The following is a 17,351-nucleotide window of genomic DNA, read 5'->3' as shown; positions in this document are numbered from 1 at the left end:
CAAAGCGTATCAAATTCCTTACATACGCATTCTGAGTGATACCTCATTGAGGTAGGCACGATTACACGTGCTAACACGTAACGTCATGTACTGATTTTACATACATAAGAATTTTCCTCATTCTTATTTTTTACCTGAGTTGTCGGCTGTCAGGCTTCTATGATTGATGATGACGTTTTTTAACAGAGAGGTTTTCTTTTCGGGAGGTTAACGAGATGAAGCGCAAATGCTTATAATGGAATGGTTACTTATATCGTGTGAAGACAATAACTTTTAGCAAGCGTGCAGAATTAGTCGCTGTAAGGTTAGGAAGTCGCATGATAGATAGCGTTCTGCATGCTTAATTATTTATCACCTCAAGGGTGATAAATGTGGCATTATACAGGTTCATAATGTGTTAATGCTTGATGATATCAATCTATCGGTTGGCAGGGTTTAAATTCTGCGCTGAAACTTCTTCTTTTCATTGGGGCACCTGTAATGTTGTGAGGTGAGCATATCACCTCTGTTCAGGTGGCCAAATTCAGTGTGCCATTACAAAATACCTAATTAATTTTTTGTGATTATATAGATTTATTTTTTCAAACTTAAAGATTTAAACATCACTGTTGGACGAATAATCCCTCGTTGGGTTATGTTTGGAAATATTTTAGAATCCCATTATTTCATCTCAATCTATAGCTAGATATAGGAAATGATGCTCATTCTAATTCGACTTTTTTATCATCTGTCTGGATATATGTTTTACCATCAATATTTATAAATTGTTTTCCATTAAGGTTTCCTCTAATAATTATTGCTATGTTTTTATACACACATTTTTCATGCTTTTCATCAGTATCATCAAAGCAGGTATAGTCATCGATAGACCCGTCCATTGTCCCTTTAGGTAATTCTTCATAACCATTAAAATTCATGATGGTAACCGTGAAGTTATACTCTTTATTGATAATATGATATTTTTTCTGCAATAATTCTTTGTTATTCATCCACCATTCTAATTTTCCCTCTGTTGTCATTGGTAAATGTTCTACAAAAACAACACCATTATCCACTCTGACTATTTTTATTGGTCTTAAAACAATCCATGTGCAATATGTAATGATTAAAAAAAATACAATCACTACAATCCTTTTATATTTTAACATTTGTTTCTCCTGTCAATGTTATAGAAGCTTCAAAGTTAGTGAAAAATGGTTTTTGTGCTAAATGCTTTGCCCGCTGAAGTACAAACCATATCCTGAAAAAGGCAATCGAATTAAATTTAGGTTTTAGTATGTCTTCTCTGTCTAACCCAAAATGGTCCTGTGCTCTGTATTTGATAACCGCAGTATATTTATTTCCTTCAATTACGAGACTTTCAATGGAAATCTCTGTGCTGTTTACGTCATGAACGGTAATACCCATTCCATTAACCCAATCTTTCCATCTTGTGTATTTTGGCAAATAACTGTTATATAAATCATTGATGAAATTTTCTTTTGTCAGTTTCGATTTGCTAAAATCAAACTGTTCGATAGCTCTTTTAATTATGTATCTGCTGCTGTTCGGTGAATCGTCAGCCAAAATTAGATTTCTGTACGCATTGTTCATCGCGGGATTTTGATAATCTCTTCCATTATTTCGTTGCATGTGATTGAAAAGATCTTTGATTAAATCCCGGTATGGCCCTTGGAAAGAAAATACATATGATTGAGATCTTAATTCATCATATAGTATTGCAATGGCTTTTTCTTTGCTTACTGGCGGTATTGAATTCAGATAGGGATGTTTATAGGAAGGACCGAAAGTTGTCCAGTCAATGAAAGTTGATACTTGCCCAAGATGGTAATGTTTTTTTAGTGTATCAACATCAATATCACCGCTTTGCATATCATCGGCATTTCTGTCATTGAATTTTTTTTTGGTCGTAAAGATTATCAGTTTACTGTCAATTGCATTCATTCGAAATAAATCCCTTACACTCAAATGTACAACTACTATACAACTATATTTTTGTAGTGCAATTAAGATTTTTCTTAACGTTTTTTCAAAAAATCAGACAGGTTGTTCCTTCTAATGCGGGTTATATTACTACGCCTGTAAAGTAAACAATTGCTAGCGAACAAAGTTGATTAAACCTAACGCTCATTAATAAATCTTATTTTCGCTGCAACTCTTTGTAAGGCTTCTTTTCTTTCATCAAAATACACCTATCCTGATGAAAAATCGTTGTGGGGAGGATATGGTTATAAACTGCCGGATGAGACTAATAAACCAAAAACGCTCCCCCGTTTTACTCCCCACTTGGTAGTGGTTTATAATGAATCTAAGTGGTCTTCAATAGACTGTAGTTTGAATAAAAAAGCCCATTTAACATGGGCTTATGGATTGCCGTGGACTTTGAAAGAATTTATTCGATATTCTGAATCTGCTCACGCATCTGTTCAATCAACACTTTTAACTCAATCGCTGAGTTGGTGATCTCTGCATTAATTGATTTAGAGGCCAGCGTATTCGACTCGCGGTTGAATTCCTGCATCATAAAGTCGAGGCGACGTCCTACGGCTTCTTTTTTCTTCAGAATGTTGTACGTCTCTTTGACATGCGCATCCAGACGATCCAGCTCTTCTGCGACATCCACACGCTGCGCCATCATGACCAGTTCCTGCTCCAGACGGTTGTTTTCCAACTGTACTTCGGCGTCTTCCAGTTTGGCGATTAGACGTTCACGCTGCCACTTGATCACGTCGGGCAGTTGAGCACGCACTTTACTTACCTCATGCGTCACCGCTTCCAGCCGCTGCTCAATCATCGCTTTTAATGCACTACCTTCGCTTTCGCGTGCGTCGATGAAATCATCCAGCGCGCCATCCAGTGCCTGGATCAGCTGTGTGTTGATCGTATCCAGATCCTGCTCTTGCGCAGACATCACGCCCGGCCAGCGCAAAATATCCAGCGGATTGATCGAGCCTTCGTCGCTCTGCATTTTTACCCAGTTAGCGGCCTGCACCAGCTGTTTAGCCAACGACTCGTTCAGCATCAGCTCGCCTTGCGCGCCCGGGTCAGCATCAAAGCGCAGATTACATTCGATTTTACCGCGCGTCAGGCGCTGACGAATGCGTTCCCGAATCATCGGCTCCAGCCCGCGGAACTGCTCCGGCAGACGGATGTAGGTTTCAAGATAACGTTGATTAACGGAACGCAGCTCCCAGGCGGCGCTGCCCCAGTCGCCTTTGACTTCACGGCGGGCATAGGCGGTCATACTGCGGATCATAAGCGTTACTCATTTTCAGAAAGATTAGCGTCAGTATAACGAGGCAAAGCTAACCATAACAGGTGTAAGCGTGAACAGGATGAGATAACAAATTATTTCCGCTTTTAGCAACAGGCACTTATGCTGTTTACTGGTTTACTCATCGAGGATCCCTTTTATGTCTCGTGTATTGTGCTTTCCTGTACTGCTGACCTTGCTGTTGGCTGGCTGCCACTCGCCGCCTCCGCCGTCTGCACTGCAACTTGCGCCCTCTACCCGGCCCGTTCCCATTTGCGCTGGCGGTGAAGTGATGATGCAAACCACATTGTGGTTTGGTCTCAGCAAGCCAAAAGGGGGCAGCGTGAGTTCACAGGACTGGATGCGTTTTATCGATAAAGAAGTGACCCCGCGCTTTAAATCTGGATTGTCGGTTTATGATGCCCAGGGGCAATGGCTGAGTGAAAACGGTCAACTGGCGCGTGAGAAAAGTAAAGCGTTGGTGCTCATTTATAATTTTGACAGCGATAGCAACAGCCGTGTTGAAGCACTGCGCGAGCAGTATAAAAAAGAGTTTGGTCAGGAATCGGTCATGCGCGTCGATTCGCCTTCCTGCGTGAGTTTCTGATGTCATTAACGGCGGCATTGGCCGCCGTGAAAGAATCAGATAAACAGTCCGGCGAAGGCCGCCGAAAGCAGGCTTACCAGGGTTGAACCATAAACCAGTTTCCAGCCAAATCGGGAAACGACGTTCCCCTGCCGTTCGTTCAGCCCCTTAATCGCGCCTGCCACAATGCCAATTGACGCAAAGTTAGCAAAAGACACCAGGAATACCGACAGGATGCCTAATCCTCGTGGCGTCATGCCTGCCGCGACTTTCTTCAGCTCGATCATAGCGACGAATTCATTGGCGACCAGTTTGGTTGCCATAATGCTGCCAGCCTGGAGGGCGTCGGCGGCAGGAATACCAATTAGCCAGGCAAAGGGATAAAAAACATAGCCAAGGAGCTGCTGGAAACTGTATCCAAACACGGCGGCGAACAGGGCGTTGATGGCCGCGATCAAGGCAATAAAACCAATCAGCATCGCCAGGATGATCATGGCCACTTTAAAGCCTGCCAGGATGTACTCACCCAACATTTCGAAGAAACTCTGTTCTTCATGCAACTTGTCCAGTGCGACAGGCTGCTCATCACTTTCCTTGCCGGGATTAATAATCGACAGGATGATAAAGGTGCTGAACATATTGAGCAGTAACGCAGCCACAACATATCGAGCCTCAATCATCGACATGTAAGCACCGACAATGGACAGCGAAACGGTGGACATGGCGGTTGCGGCCATCGTGTAAAGGCGCTTAGGTGGGATATCGGCCAGAATACCTTTATAAGCAATAAAGTTTTCAGACTGGCCCAGTACCAGCGTACTGACTGCGTTAAAGGACTCCAGCTTTCCCATACCGTTGATTTTAGACAGGACTGTTCCCACGAGCCGGATCAGCAATGGCAGAATGCGCCAGTGCTGCAAAATACCAATCAGTGCGGAAATAAAAACGATCGGGCAGAGTACGCCAAGAAAGATAAAGGCCAGGCCTTGTTGACTCATGCCGCCAAAAACAAACTCCGTGCCTTGCGCTGCAAAACCAAGCAGCGTTTCAAAAAAGCGGCCCACCGCACCCACGAGTGCCAGTCCACCGGCAGAATGAAGAAAGAACCAGCCCAGTGCGGCTTCAACGACAATAAGTTGAATAATATAGCGTGGGCGAATGTGTTTACGGTCATGACTGACCAGTAACGCAAGGGCGAAAATCACCACCAGCGCCAGCAGGAAATGAAAAATAGCGGCCATAGTTTTATCAGTTAGCAAATATGCGGCAAAAGGTAAGGCATTTAGCCATACTCCAACATGAATTTCATCATGAGCCTGACGGGCCAGGGCAAGAGACAGCAGGCCAGGAAGTCCGTATAATACGCAGCCAACCATTTGCAAGCCGGAGATAACCATGCGTCCAGCAGGCCGTAGCGCACATCAGGTGCGTCCCGTCACATTGACCCGCAATTACACCAAACACGCAGAGGGTTCCGTTCTGGTGGAGTTCGGTGAAACCAAAGTGCTCTGCACTGCAACGGTGGATGAAGGTGTTCCGCGTTTCCTCAAAGGGCAGGGCCAGGGCTGGGTCACCGCCGAATATGGCATGTTACCGCGTTCAACGCACAGCCGTATGGCGCGTGAAGCCGCAAAAGGGAAACAAGGCGGGCGCACACTTGAGATTCAACGTCTTATTGCCCGGTCATTGCGTGCCGCTGTCGATCTCAAGGTGCTGGGTGAATACACCATCACGCTTGATTGCGACGTGATTCAGGCCGATGGTGGTACCCGGACAGCCTCGATTACCGGCGCATGTGTGGCACTGGCCGACGCGCTAAACAAGCTGGTGGCCAGCGGTAAGCTGAAAGCGAACCCGATGAAAGGGATGGTCGCGGCCGTATCCGTGGGCATCGTTAACGGTGAAGCCCTGTGCGACCTTGAATATGTCGAAGACTCCGCCGCTGAAACCGATATGAATGTGGTAATGATGGAAGATGGGCGCATGATCGAAGTGCAGGGCACTGCCGAAGGCGAACCTTTCAGTCATGAAGAGTTACTGGCACTGCTGGCGTTAGCGCGCGGCGGTATCGAAGAATTAATTCAGGCGCAAAAAGCAGCGCTGGAAAAGTAAAGTAACAGGCGACCACAGAGTCGCCTTTTTTATCTGAGGAGTAAGACATGAAAGCCTGGCAACGGCAGTTTATTGAATTCGCACTGAATAAGCAGGTGCTTAAATTTGGTGAGTTTACGTTAAAGTCGGGTCGTAAAAGTCCCTATTTCTTTAATGCTGGTCTGTTTAACAGTGGGCGGGATTTAGCGTTGCTGGGGCGTTTCTATGCGCAGGCATTAGTCGACAGCGGTGTGGATTTCGATTTGCTGTTTGGGCCGGCCTATAAAGGGATTCCTATCGCGACCACAACCGCTGTTGCCTTAGCCGATCATCATGACCGGGATGTGCCTTACTGCTTTAACCGGAAAGAGGCCAAAGATCACGGTGAGGGCGGTCTGCTGGTGGGAAGCCCGCTGCAGGGTAAAATTATGCTGGTCGACGACGTCATCACGGCAGGAACCGCGATTCGTGAATCCATGGATATCATTAATGCACATGATGCGAGTCTGGCTGGGGTGCTGATTTCACTGGATCGCCAGGAGCGTGGCCGTGGTGAACTTTCCGCCATTCAGGAAGTGGAACGTGACTACGGCTGCAAGGTGACCGCCATTATTACGCTCAACGACCTGATTGACTACCTGGCAGAAAAAACGCACATGGCTGACCACTTAGCCCAGGTGCGTGCGTATCAAAAAGCGTACGGCGTCTGATCGCCGGCGGGCCAGAGCCCGCCAGCGTATTACACCAGTTGTGCCGCGATCAGCGGCCAGCGGGTGTCGAACTCGGCAGTAGGACTAAAGCGGAACTCGGAACGAACGTAACGCGATAATAATCCTTCGCACAGCGCCAGTAACTGACTGGCTAATAATGCTTCATCAGTGTGAAAGCCTTCACCTTCTCGCATTTTTCGCTCACGCATCACCTGACGTAGCTGGACCTCAATCCGCTCAAACAGCTGATTAATACGCCCCTGAAGGCGGTCCTGTTCAAACATCAGCGCATGACCCGTTAAAATACGCGTCAACCCCGGATTACGCTCACCAAACCCCAGAATCAGCTGCACGATAAGACGCAGGCGCGCCATCGTTTCTTTTTCATCTTTAAGGATGAGATTGATGCGGGTAATCAGACTGTCTTCAATAAATTCGATCAGGCTGTCGAACATGCGTGTTTTGCTGGGAAAATGACGATAAAGCGCCGCTTCCGAAACACCGACGTTAGCCGCGAGTTTTGCGGTAGTAATACGTTGGCTGCCATCGCTGGATTCGAGCATCTGTGCCAGCGCCTGCAAAATCTCTTCGCGACGATTCCGCTTTACGACTTTTTTTTCTGCCATGCCCTTAAAAACCCCTGAATTTCACCATAAACAGGCAACACCTACGCATCAGCCACAAGAGAAAGACTTATGGCGATGAGAAATAAAATGATTGGCGTAAGTGAAAATCGGTAGTGCTGGTTACTGACGGCCTGAGTGACCGAAGCCACCTTCGCCGCGCAAGCTGGCGTCAAACGTTTCCACCAGATTGAATTCGGCCTGGACGACAGGTACAAAAACCAGCTGGGCCATGCGGTCGCCCGGCTGTAGCGTAAAGCTTTCCTGCCCGCGATTCCATACCGATACCATCAGTTGACCCTGATAATCGGCATCAATAAGGCCGACCAGGTTACCCAGTACGATGCCATGTTTATGACCCAAGCCTGAGCGCGGGAGAATAACAGCAGCAAGGCTCGGATCGGCAATGTGAATAGCCAGTCCGGTAGGGACCAGTGTTGTGGTGCCCGGTGCGATTTCCATCGCATCATCAATACAGGCACGCAGATCTAACCCAGCGGAACCCGGTGTCGCATAAGTCGGCAATGGGAAATCCTTGCCGACGCGCGCATCGAGAATTTTAACGTCTATTTTTTTCATCATAACGGCTGACAATCTCGTCTATTAAAAGTTGACCAAGGAGTGACTTATCGCTGAGCGGTAAGGTCTTTTCTCCTTCCTGCCAAAAAAGGTGAAGAGCATTGGTGTCGCTATTGAACCCTTGTCCTGCTTTTGACACGTCGTTAGCACAGATCAGGTCCAGCTTTTTACGCGCGCGTTTTTTCCGGGCGTATTCTTCCACATTCTGGGTTTCAGCCGCAAATCCAACCACAAACGGCCGGCCCTGCGGTAACGCGGCAACGCCCGCGACAATATCGGGATTTTTGATGAGTTGCAGGGTGACATTATCATCATTATCGTCATCCTGTTTCTTGATTTTCTCATCCGCAATGTTGGCTGCCCGGTAGTCTGCCACGGCAGCGCTTGCAATGAAAATATGTTGTTTGTTTATCTCGCCCATCACTGCCGCCTGCATGTCCAGTGCCGATGTCACATCAACCCGCTTAACTCCGGTGGGTGTAGGTAAGGTCACCGGGCCACAAACCAGCGTGACATTTGCACCACGGCTGGCGGCGGCTGTCGCAATGGCAAAGCCCATTTTTCCGGAACTGTGATTGCTGATATAACGCACAGGGTCGATGGCTTCACGGGTAGGACCGGCGGTAATCATAATGTTGAGATGTTGCAGATCGTTGACGGGGCTTGCCCACTGCACCGCGTAGTCCACGATAGCCAGCGGGTCGAGCATACGACCCGGCCCGACATCGCCGCATGCCTGGCTGCCGCTGTCAGGCCCCCAGATCAACACGCCACGCGACTGAAGCGTCGCGAGGTTTGCTTGCGTGACGGCTGCACGGTACATCTGCTGATTCATTGCGGGCACAATCGCGACAGGTGACGCGGTAGCCAGCACGGCGGTCGTCACTAAATCATTCGCCATACCGGCCGTCATTCGCGCAATTACATCTGCTGATGCCGGTGCCAGTAGAATCAGATCGGCCCATTTGGCCAACTCAATATGACCCATTGCTGCCTCGGCTGCTGGGTCGAGCAGATCGTCCATTACCGGATAGCCCGATACCGCCTGGAGGCTGAGCGGCGTAATAAACGCTTTTGCTGCATGGGTCATCATCACGCGCACATCGGCACCGCGATCGCGAAGACGGCGCACCAGCTCGGGTGTTTTATAGGCCGCAATACCACCACTTACGCCTAACAGCACTTTTTTACCGGCTAATCCCATCATGCAGCTAACCTCATTTTCAATTGCCGTTTCGGGACGGCGGAATGGTCGAATTTTATCACAAAACCTCTCAGGCACCTTTTCAATGACTGCGTTTGCGAGATGTGCCGAAGAATCACGTTTGCTCACTGGTGGCGTTTTCACTGACAGGGGATGATACAGGGGGCGACAGGGAGAGCAGCAATGAATCATTTTCTACCACGGGAAAAACTTAAGCTACTGGGCGCAGATGCATTAAGTGATGCAGAACTGTTAGCCATCTTTTTGCGCACCGGTTCAAGAGGCGTACCGGTGATGAAGCTGGCACAGCAGATGTTGCAAGAGTTGGGCTCGCTATACAACATCGTGAACGCCAGTGCCGAGGATTTTAAAGGCATTAAAGGGGCGGGCGAAATTAAGTTAATCCAGCTCCGGGCCGTTGCTGAGCTGGCTAAACGCTTTTTTGCCAGCCAACTGGCCCGTGAAAATACGCTCGATAGCCCCATTGCAACACGCCAGTATCTGCAAATGCTGTTGGCGGAACAGGAACGTGAGATTTTTATCGTGATGTTTTTAGATAATCAACATCGGGTGATAACCGCCCGGCAAATGTTCTCTGGCTCCATTAATAGTGTGGAGGTTCATCCACGAGAGATTGTGCGCGAGGCGCTTAAAATTAACGCTGCAGCGTTGATCATCGCGCATAACCATCCGTCGGGAAAAGCCGAGCCCAGTAAGGCTGACCGCGACATTACGGTGAAAATCTGCGAAGCTTGTCGCCTGGTAAACATTCGCGTGCTCGATCATCTGGTGATTGGACATGGTGAATCTGTCTCATTTACCGAACGGGGATGGCTCTGAGCCTGAAAATCTGGTCCAGATGACGGCTTTTTACACGATCATTCGGGATCTTTATCTGTTCGGGACTTGAGCACTTGGGCCGAGCGGCGTATACTACGCCACCTTTGAGAATCTCGGGTTTGGCGGTTAGGCCAGCTTAGCGGGTTCCATGGAACTCGCCTGGCGGGCTGTAAGCCTGACGAGGCGGCCAAAACCTAATTTTTAAAGCTCGAGCTGATTTGATTTTTGGAGAATAGACATGTCACGAGTCTGCCAGGTAACTGGAAAGCGTCCGGTGACCGGTAACAACCGTTCCCACGCAATGAACGCGACGAAACGCCGTTTCCTTCCGAACCTGCACTCACACCGTTTTTGGGTTGAGAGCGAGAAGCGCTTCGTTACTCTGCGTGTATCTGTAAAAGGTATGCGTATTATTGATAAAAAGGGCATTGATACGGTGTTAGCCGACATGCGTGCCCGTGGTGAGAAGTACTAATAGTACTAAGGAACTGAATCATGGCTAAAGGTATTCGTGAGAAGATCAAGCTGGTTTCCTCTGCTGGTACAGGTCACTTCTATACCACCACGAAGAACAAACGTACTAAACCAGAGAAACTTGAACTGAAAAAGTTCGATCCGGTTGTACGTCAGCATGTGATCTACAAAGAAGCCAAAATTAAGTAATTTTGGTTTTCTGCAAAAAACCCGGCTCAGGCCGGGTTTTTTGTTTGTGTAATGCGCAGGGGAGAGGTTATGCCTGAGTTGCCAGAGGTAGAAACCAGCCGACGCGGCATTGAGCCACATCTGGTTGGTCAAACAATTCTTCACGCGGTTGTGCGTAACGCGCGATTGCGTTGGCCGGTCTCACAAGAAATTTTGGCGCTAAGCGATCAGCCTGTGCTGAGTGTTCAACGTCGCGCCAAATACCTTTTGCTGGAGTTGCCGCACGGCTGGATCATTATCCATCTGGGTATGTCTGGCAGTTTGCGCGTGCTTTCAGAAGAGTTGCCTGCCGCCAAACACGATCATGTCGACCTGGTGATGAGCAACGGTAAAGTGCTGCGCTATACCGATCCCCGGCGTTTTGGGGCCTGGCTGTGGAGCAGTGACCTGGCCGGCAGTAGCGTACTGGCACACCTCGGCCCAGAGCCGCTGAGTGAACTGTTCAATGGCGACTATCTGTTCGAAAAATCCCGTGGTAAGCGAACGGTGATTAAGCAGTGGCTGATGGACAATAAAGTTGTGGTTGGCGTGGGTAACATTTATGCCAGTGAGTCGCTGTTTACCGCCGGGATCCTTCCTGATCGCCCCGCAATGAGTCTGTCCCATGAAGACGCCGCGCTTTTGGCTAATACCATCAAAGCGGTGTTGCTACGCTCAATCGAGCAGGGTGGGACGACATTACGCGACTTTTTGCAAAGTGATGGTAAGCCCGGCTATTTTGCACAAGAGCTACAGGTTTATGGTCGTGCGGGTGAGCCGTGCCGGGCATGTGGCACGCCCATTGTCAGCGGTAAGCATGGGCAACGCAGTACTTACTGGTGCCCAAACTGTCAGCGCTAAGGTAGCTTAGCCAGTAACGCCTGGTGAACAGGCGCGGGGAGGAAGGCCGAAACATCGCCGCCATGCCGCGCCACTTCTTTTACCAGCGTAGAAGAGATAAAAGAAAAGTCTTCTGACGGCATCAAAAACACGCTTTCCAGCGTCGGCAACAAATGCCGGTTCATACGCGCCAGCTGCATCTCATACTCGAAATCCGATATCGCACGTAATCCGCGTACTAAGACATTTGCCTGCTGCGCGCGGGCAAAATTGGCCATCAGATCGCTAAAACCCACCACCTCAACATTCGATAAATGGGCGGTTGCCTGACGCGCCAACGCAACCCTTTCATCCAGCGTAAACAAGGGCTTTTTGCCTGGGCTGGCCGCAATCGCCACGACAAGCCAGTCAAACATCTGTGCAGCACGCGTCACAATATCAATATGGCCTAATGTGATGGGATCGAAGGTGCCTGGATAGATAGCTTTAGTGGTCATGTGCGCCCTTTCGCCGAAGCATTATTCAGCGCCCATAGCGCCGCATATTTGTTGAACGTGTACTGGGCATTAACGACCGCCAGCAGCCAACCCTGTTTGCCATCAAGGAACCCGGCACGCAGCAGCAGCGTTTTAATGAAGGCACCCAGCGTATGCGTGAAGACAGAAAACAGACTGCACGCTTTTCCGCGCAGGAATCTTTCCTGTGCCCAGGCTTCCGCATAGGCCAGCTGTTTGCGTTGAAATGCCATCAGGTCGCGGCAGGTCAGGTGCTGCAAATCCCCGTTAAGGACCTTGACTGGTGCGCCTTCGGTGTTCAGCGACTCGTGCACCAGATTGTCGTTATAGCGTAACGTACGCGGATACAGACGCATTACCCGGTCAGGGTACCAGCCGCTATGGCGCATGAAACGCCCTAAAAAAAGATTACTTCGGCTGAGGCTGTAAACGGTGCGGCCCGGCGGCGCGTCCAGTACCTGCTCAATCGCCCGACGTAACGCTGGCGTTACACGCTCGTCGGCATCGATCATCAAAATCATGTCGCAACGGGCAAAACTCTGCGCCCGCTGACGCTGCTTGCCATAGCCCTGCCATTCCGTCGCCTGATAAACCTGTGCACCTGCTTCACGGGCCAGCGCTATGGTGTTATCCGTACTGCCGGAATCCAGCACGATGATTTCATCGGCCCAATGGACGGATGCAAGACAGTCAGGCAGCAGCTCTGCTTCATTTTTGGCAATCATCACCACTGACAGGCGTTGGCGCGTTGAAGTCATCAATGAGCTCGTGGCGGTAAATGGGGTTCAAGTAACTGTAGCAGACGCTGTATGGCTCCCTGATTTTGGTGGAGCACTTCTACGGCATGGCGTCCGTAGTAGCGACGATAATCATCGTCCTGCAGCAGATTTGTCACTTCTTTTTCCAGTGACGCAGCATCGGTGACGGTGATCAGTCCCTGTGCCTGCTGCAACTTGCTGCAAATATCTTTGAAGTTCCAGGTGTGCGGGCCCATCAGCACCGGAATAGCATGGGCTGCAGGTTCAAGCGGATTATGACCGCCGCGCTCAACCAGACTGCCGCCCACAAATGCCAGATCGGCAATGCCATACAGCAGCATCAGTTCCCCCATCGAGTCGCCAATGACGACCTGCGTTGAACTGGATGGGATTTCACCGCTGCTGCGCAAGGTAAAACTGAACTGGCGTTTTTGCGTCAGCTCGCGGGCATCGTTGAAACGCTCCGGATGACGTGGCACCAGAATAAGCAGCAGATCCGGAAAGGTTTGTAATAAACGGCGGTGCGTATCCAGCAGAATCGCCTCTTCGCCTTCATGAGTGCTGGTGGCAATCCAAACCGGGCGGCGGGGCGCCCACTGACGCCGCAGCGTTATCGCTCTTGCGGCCAGCTCTGGCGTAACAGAAATATCAAACTTCAGGCTACCGGTAATCGACAGGTGAGAACGTTTCAGGCCGAGCTGAAGAAATCGCTCCCCGTCCTCGGCGTTCTGAGCGGCAATCAGCGTGATGCTCTGTAACAGGTTACGCATAAACTTGCCCAGCTTGCGGTAGCCTTTTGCAGAACGTTCCGACAGCCGGGCGTTGGCGATCACCAGCGGAATATGGCGCTCATGCAGAATGCGGATGATGTTTGGCCACAACTCCGTTTCCATAATGATCACCAGGCGCGGATTAACCGTATCAAGAAAGCGATTGATGGAGCCAGGCAGATCGTAGGGCAAATAGACGTGATGCACATCTTTGCCAAACGCAGACTGCGCGCGTTCAGAGCCGGTTGGCGTCATGGTTGTTACGGTAATAGGCAGCGTAGGATAACGATGACGTAGTGCGCGCACCAGAGGCACCGCCGCCAGGGTTTCACCCACGGAGACGGAATGCAAAACTATGCCTTCAGGTTTTACTTTTCCGGCGCAATAGCCATAACGCTCTGCCCAGCGTTTACGGTAGGCAGGGGCTTTACGACCACGCAGCCACAGGCGCAGCCAAATCAGTGGCTGAATAAAATAGAGCAATGCGGTGTAAATGGTCGTCATAGTTACCGTTATGACACGTTGGCGTCAAAAAAACAGATTAAAGTCAGATTACTGCATCTTATCAGAAACAGCATAATCACTCATCCCACATCATGAGTGGCTATTCAGCACCTGCTGATAAAGCGCATTCAGTGAATTCGCCAGGTTTTGTGGACTATAGGGTTCGATCCTGCGCCGCGCCGCTTCTCCCATCCTCATATCGACGGTCAGCATAGAAAGGGCGTTAATAGCCTGGTTAAGGCCTGTGATGTCTAGCGCATCGCGCACAAAGCCTTCCTGGCCTTCGCGAATAAATTCCGCGCCGCCACAGCCCGTACTGGTAATCACGGGCAAACCACATGCCATCGCTTCCAGCACAACATTGGGAAAAGGATCGTAGAGCGTTGGCAGTAGCAAACCATCAGCAGCATGGTAAAAGGGCTGCACATCCTGCTGTACGCCGACAAAACGTAACCGTTCAAGGCAGTTGAGCTGGTTGGCTAACTGCTGATAACGTTTCACCTGTTTATCCTGACCAACCACAATCAGATAGCGATTACTTCTGGCCAGCGCTTCAATGGCGGCTTTCAGGCCTTTACGTTCAAATCCAGAACCCACATAAATCAGTACGGTTGCATTAGTGGGCAGGTTCAGCTGTGTACGCATAGCATGACGAGAGGCCTCAGTGGCCGGCTGAAAGCGCGTTGAATCGATAGCGTTGTAAATGACATGTATTTTCTCTGCCTGCAGCGTAAAGCAGCGCAGGATGTCTTTTTTCACCATCTCAGAATTACATATCACCGCTTTCAGCGAGGGGGAATGAAACATATCTGTTTCCGCCTGCAGGACGTAGCGATGATAAGGACTTATTGCGGCACTCAAGCGCTGCAGCGGAGAAACAATGCGTGCCCGTTGCTCAAGCCAGACACGATGTACACCGTCGCCGGCCCGAAATATGTCACAGCCCGCTATACGCTCATGGCTCTGGACAATATCAAACTTCTCCCGTTCCCAGCAGGCCCGTGCAGCATGGGCAAAACCCCGTTCACGCGAAACCCGTCCCAGTTTAGCAGGATTGCAGATATGCAGATGCCAGTCCGGATTGGGTTTTCCTTGCCAGCTTCGGGTGATGATATTGAGATCTAACTGTTCGCTACCCAGGGCTTCCAGTGCGCGTGAAATAAAACGCTCGGCCCCGCCATCGGGGCGGTATTTTTGCCGGACAATCGCCAGACGTAACTTACTCATTTAAATAGCTCCTTGCGGCGGTCACCACGTCCTCAACCGGAATAACGGATAAATACCGTTGCCCGGTGCGCGTATCAATGGAGTCTGGTGGAGGAAGGGGAGCATAATCGCCAGCCCAGATGACCCGATTGTTGTCACCCCATGGACGCCAGTGTTGCAACTTAGTGGGACCGAACAGCGCAATGCACGGTGTGTCCAGCGCGGCGGCCATATGCATGGGGGCCGAGTCCACGCCAATAAAAAGCCTGGCGCGAGCGATAAGCGCGGCCAACTGAGGCAGCGTCAGCTGGCCTGCCAGGGAGATAACATGCGGAGAATGGCACTGCGCAAGAATCCGCTCAACCATCGCCAGCTCGCTATCATCCGGTCCTGCTGTCAGGATGACTTTTCGGTCGGCTTGAGCCAGTTGGTCGATAGTGGCTGCAACCTTATCTTCTTCCCAACATTTAAACTGCCAGCGCGATGTAGGTTGCAGTACGATAAAAGGGCTATTTATCTGTTGCTGGAGCAGCATATCCTGCACTTTCCGATCGTCGTTCGGGCTGAAATGCATAGAGGCTTTGGCGCCCTCGGTTGAAATCTGCAGCGGTGCCAGGGCTGACAGGTTCTGCTCCACCGTGTGCAACCGATCGTGATTTTCTGTGGTGACCAAATGATTGTGGCACCAACCCCAGAAGGCGTTATCGCGTTTCTTAAACGCAAAGCCAATGCGCACCGGCGCGCCAGACAGCCGGGTAATAATCGCACTGCGCCACTGATCGGCAAGGTTAATCACCACATCGTAATGACGGGATCGCACCGCTGAGAGCAGGGCCATTTCATGGCGCAACTTCTGCCAGCCGCCTTCCTTTTTCCAGTTGCGATCGATGATATGCAGGTGATGTATGGAAGGATGCGCCTCCAGCATGGGGCGTGTTTCTTTATAAAGCAGGACATCAAGGGTGGCCTGCGGATAATGCTGATGCAAAGCATTGATGACAGGCGTAGTCAGCAGCATGTCGCCGTGATGACGCAGTTTGATTAACAGAATTTTTTTCGGTGCAAACTGGGCTGGAATCGGGCTTGTCATACTCAAATGCTCTCAGAATTCAGTGAGCTGATTGTAGGGCAAACCCTGAAGGGGTTAAAGCAAGTGACGTCGCTTATTTCCTGCGCCAGTAATAAATACGGCTCAGCCAGAGCAGCAACTGATACCACTGTTTTACACCACGCGCATTACGCAGCATGCGTTTGTGTGTCTGGGTAGCGAAGAGATCCGCAATCATCGCCTGACGGGCTGATTCCTCAGGTTCGCGTCGGATACTGTGGCATACGCTGAGTGCTTCGTAAGTGATCTGATAGTGGAATGCCGGGTAGATTTTGACTTTATGGCGATAGCGCGCATTGATCGCTTCCAGCATTTGGGCAATTTTCAGGTAGTGACGTTGATATTCAACATTGCGCAGGCCGGTACGCTTACGGTTACTGATAGAAGCATCGTGCAGATAGTAGCGATACAGCTGTTTATCGGTATAGCGTACGCGCTCTACATTCAGCATGAACTCGGTGGTCCACGGAATATCCTGATGGTGCAGGCCGGGTTCAAAATTTAGCTTCAGTTTTTCAATCAGTTCGCGTCGGTAAATACCGAGCCAGACGACATGTTTGTAGCGATGAGTCTTCAGCGCCTTGTTGAGCCATTCTGGTCCGCTCAACACGGCTGTGCTGGTGAGCCTGTCCGGGGGAATAAGTGGCTGAACGTTCCCATCCGCCTGGAATAACCACTCGGCGTTACATTGTGCCGCATCCAGATTGTCTGACTCTGCCATATCTACCAGCGTCTGGTACATCTCGGGCTTCATGGTGTCGTCAGCGTCTGGAAAGGTCACATACTTGCCGCGAGCGACCGCCAGCCCTGCATTGCGCGCACGTGAGACGCCACCGTTGGGCTGGTGGATGACCTGAATGTGGGGGTAGCACTGTGCATAGCCGTCTGCCTTCTCACCTGAGCCGTCTGTGGAGCCATCATCAACGAGGATGATTTCCAGGGATGTCAGCGTCTGAGCCAGCAAAGACTGGATAAATGTCTCAAACATGGCACCAGCGTTAAACATTGGTGTGATTATTGATAATAAAGGCAAATTCTGTGACACAGCATTATGAGTTCAAATGAAAATTGAGCGGATTTTTG

The 17,351-nt window shown here is 50.0% G+C and carries 20 protein-coding genes; 7 read left to right on the top strand and 13 right to left on the bottom strand.

Annotation, left to right across the window (positions count from 1 at the left end; genetic code table 11):
* Positions 1 to 701: 701 nt before the first annotated feature.
* The 3 genes from A6A26_RS04925 to A6A26_RS04915 all read right to left on the bottom strand — a co-directional run bounded on the left by A6A26_RS04925 (position 702) and on the right by A6A26_RS04915 (position 3,256).
* The gene (locus A6A26_RS04925; RefSeq protein WP_063877726.1) at positions 702 to 1,148 is read right to left on the bottom strand and encodes a DUF943 family protein; all 447 of its coding nucleotides are present in this window, start codon (positions 1,146 to 1,148) and stop codon (positions 702 to 704) included.
* Complete coding sequence (locus tag A6A26_RS04920; RefSeq protein ID WP_063877725.1) at positions 1,135 to 1,944, bottom strand: DUF3289 family protein; 810 nt, start codon at positions 1,942 to 1,944, stop codon at positions 1,135 to 1,137. The genes A6A26_RS04925 and A6A26_RS04920 overlap by 14 nt, the downstream gene beginning before the upstream one ends.
* Positions 1,945 to 2,392: 448 nt before the next feature.
* Positions 2,393 to 3,256 (bottom strand): YicC/YloC family endoribonuclease, encoded by an 864-nt coding sequence (locus A6A26_RS04915; RefSeq protein ID WP_063877724.1) that lies wholly within the window; start codon positions 3,254 to 3,256, stop codon positions 2,393 to 2,395.
* Positions 3,257 to 3,413: 157 nt separating this feature from the next.
* Here A6A26_RS04915 and A6A26_RS04910 point away from each other — a divergent pair, with 157 nt between their 5' ends.
* Complete coding sequence (locus tag A6A26_RS04910; protein ID WP_063877723.1) at positions 3,414 to 3,860, top strand: DUF3574 domain-containing protein; 447 nt, start codon at positions 3,414 to 3,416, stop codon at positions 3,858 to 3,860.
* 35 nt (positions 3,861 to 3,895) lie between these two features.
* Here the strand turns inward: A6A26_RS04910 and A6A26_RS04905 are convergent, their stop codons facing one another.
* The gene (locus A6A26_RS04905) at positions 3,896 to 5,080 is read right to left on the bottom strand and encodes a NupC/NupG family nucleoside CNT transporter (protein ID WP_063881061.1); all 1,185 of its coding nucleotides are present in this window, start codon (positions 5,078 to 5,080) and stop codon (positions 3,896 to 3,898) included.
* Between the two features lie 154 nt (positions 5,081 to 5,234).
* On the opposite strand from A6A26_RS04905, the gene rph reads away from it, so the two are divergent.
* Both rph and pyrE read left to right on the top strand, forming a co-directional pair.
* Complete coding sequence (gene rph, locus A6A26_RS04900) at positions 5,235 to 5,951, top strand: ribonuclease PH (protein WP_013027743.1); 717 nt, start codon at positions 5,235 to 5,237, stop codon at positions 5,949 to 5,951.
* Positions 5,952 to 5,998: 47 nt separating this feature from the next.
* Positions 5,999 to 6,640, top strand: coding sequence for an orotate phosphoribosyltransferase (pyrE, locus tag A6A26_RS04895; RefSeq protein ID WP_063877722.1), 642 nt, complete (start codon positions 5,999 to 6,001; stop codon positions 6,638 to 6,640).
* 29 nt (positions 6,641 to 6,669) lie between these two features.
* Here pyrE and slmA read toward each other — a convergent pair whose 3' ends face one another.
* The 3 genes from slmA to coaBC form a co-directional block, all read right to left on the bottom strand.
* Positions 6,670 to 7,266, bottom strand: a complete 597-nt coding sequence (gene slmA, locus A6A26_RS04890; protein ID WP_063877721.1) for a nucleoid occlusion factor SlmA — start codon at positions 7,264 to 7,266, stop codon at positions 6,670 to 6,672.
* A gap of 120 nt (positions 7,267 to 7,386) precedes the next feature.
* A complete protein-coding gene (dut, locus tag A6A26_RS04885) occupies positions 7,387 to 7,845 on the bottom strand; it encodes a dUTP diphosphatase (protein ID WP_063877720.1) in 459 nt (152 codons plus the stop codon).
* On the bottom strand, positions 7,823 to 9,049 hold the full coding sequence (gene coaBC / locus A6A26_RS04880) for a bifunctional phosphopantothenoylcysteine decarboxylase/phosphopantothenate--cysteine ligase CoaBC (RefSeq protein ID WP_063877719.1): 1,227 nt from the start codon (positions 9,047 to 9,049) through the stop codon (positions 7,823 to 7,825). Before coaBC ends, dut begins: the two co-directional genes overlap by 23 nt.
* A 150-nt stretch (positions 9,050 to 9,199) precedes the next feature.
* Here coaBC and radC point away from each other — a divergent pair, with 150 nt between their 5' ends.
* From radC to mutM, 4 genes are all read left to right on the top strand, one after another.
* Entirely contained in the window at positions 9,200 to 9,886 is a 687-nt protein-coding gene (radC, locus tag A6A26_RS04875; protein WP_082875154.1) for a RadC family protein, read from the top strand.
* Between the two features lie 238 nt (positions 9,887 to 10,124).
* Positions 10,125 to 10,361 (top strand): 50S ribosomal protein L28, encoded by a 237-nt coding sequence (rpmB, locus tag A6A26_RS04870; RefSeq protein WP_006121249.1) that lies wholly within the window; start codon positions 10,125 to 10,127, stop codon positions 10,359 to 10,361.
* 20 nt (positions 10,362 to 10,381) lie between these two features.
* A complete protein-coding gene (gene rpmG / locus A6A26_RS04865) occupies positions 10,382 to 10,549 on the top strand; it encodes a 50S ribosomal protein L33 (RefSeq protein WP_001051798.1) in 168 nt (55 codons plus the stop codon).
* 69 nt (positions 10,550 to 10,618) lie between these two features.
* Positions 10,619 to 11,428: a bifunctional DNA-formamidopyrimidine glycosylase/DNA-(apurinic or apyrimidinic site) lyase gene (gene mutM / locus A6A26_RS04860; protein WP_063877717.1), complete on the top strand. Its 810-nt coding sequence runs from the start codon at positions 10,619 to 10,621 to the stop codon at positions 11,426 to 11,428.
* On the opposite strand, the gene coaD is transcribed toward mutM, so the two are convergent.
* The 6 genes from coaD to A6A26_RS04830 form a co-directional block, all read right to left on the bottom strand.
* The gene (coaD, locus tag A6A26_RS04855) at positions 11,425 to 11,904 is read right to left on the bottom strand and encodes a pantetheine-phosphate adenylyltransferase (RefSeq protein WP_063877716.1); all 480 of its coding nucleotides are present in this window, start codon (positions 11,902 to 11,904) and stop codon (positions 11,425 to 11,427) included. The two genes, mutM and coaD, sit on opposite strands and share 4 nt — an antisense overlap.
* On the bottom strand, positions 11,901 to 12,680 hold the full coding sequence (locus tag A6A26_RS04850; RefSeq protein ID WP_063877715.1) for a glycosyltransferase family 2 protein: 780 nt from the start codon (positions 12,678 to 12,680) through the stop codon (positions 11,901 to 11,903). Before A6A26_RS04850 ends, coaD begins: the two co-directional genes overlap by 4 nt.
* Positions 12,680 to 13,954, bottom strand: a complete 1,275-nt coding sequence (waaA, locus tag A6A26_RS04845) for a lipid IV(A) 3-deoxy-D-manno-octulosonic acid transferase (RefSeq protein ID WP_063877714.1) — start codon at positions 13,952 to 13,954, stop codon at positions 12,680 to 12,682. Before waaA ends, A6A26_RS04850 begins: the two co-directional genes overlap by 1 nt.
* Before the next feature lie 90 nt (positions 13,955 to 14,044).
* Positions 14,045 to 15,181 carry a glycosyltransferase family 4 protein gene (locus A6A26_RS04840; RefSeq protein WP_063877713.1) on the bottom strand — a complete coding sequence of 379 codons (1,137 nt, stop codon included), beginning with the start codon at positions 15,179 to 15,181 and terminating at the stop codon, positions 14,045 to 14,047.
* Positions 15,174 to 16,250 (bottom strand): putative lipopolysaccharide heptosyltransferase III, encoded by a 1,077-nt coding sequence (gene rfaQ, locus A6A26_RS04835; protein WP_063877712.1) that lies wholly within the window; start codon positions 16,248 to 16,250, stop codon positions 15,174 to 15,176. Before rfaQ ends, A6A26_RS04840 begins: the two co-directional genes overlap by 8 nt.
* A 73-nt stretch (positions 16,251 to 16,323) precedes the next feature.
* Complete coding sequence (locus A6A26_RS04830) at positions 16,324 to 17,313, bottom strand: glycosyltransferase (protein WP_074180983.1); 990 nt, start codon at positions 17,311 to 17,313, stop codon at positions 16,324 to 16,326.
* Between the last annotated feature and the right edge of the window lie 38 nt (positions 17,314 to 17,351).

The organism is Pantoea sp. OXWO6B1 (genome assembly GCF_001641135.1).
Classification (GTDB): Bacteria; Pseudomonadota; Gammaproteobacteria; order Enterobacterales; family Enterobacteriaceae; genus Pantoea; species Pantoea allii.
This window is presented reverse-complemented; position numbering and strand designations above follow the sequence as displayed.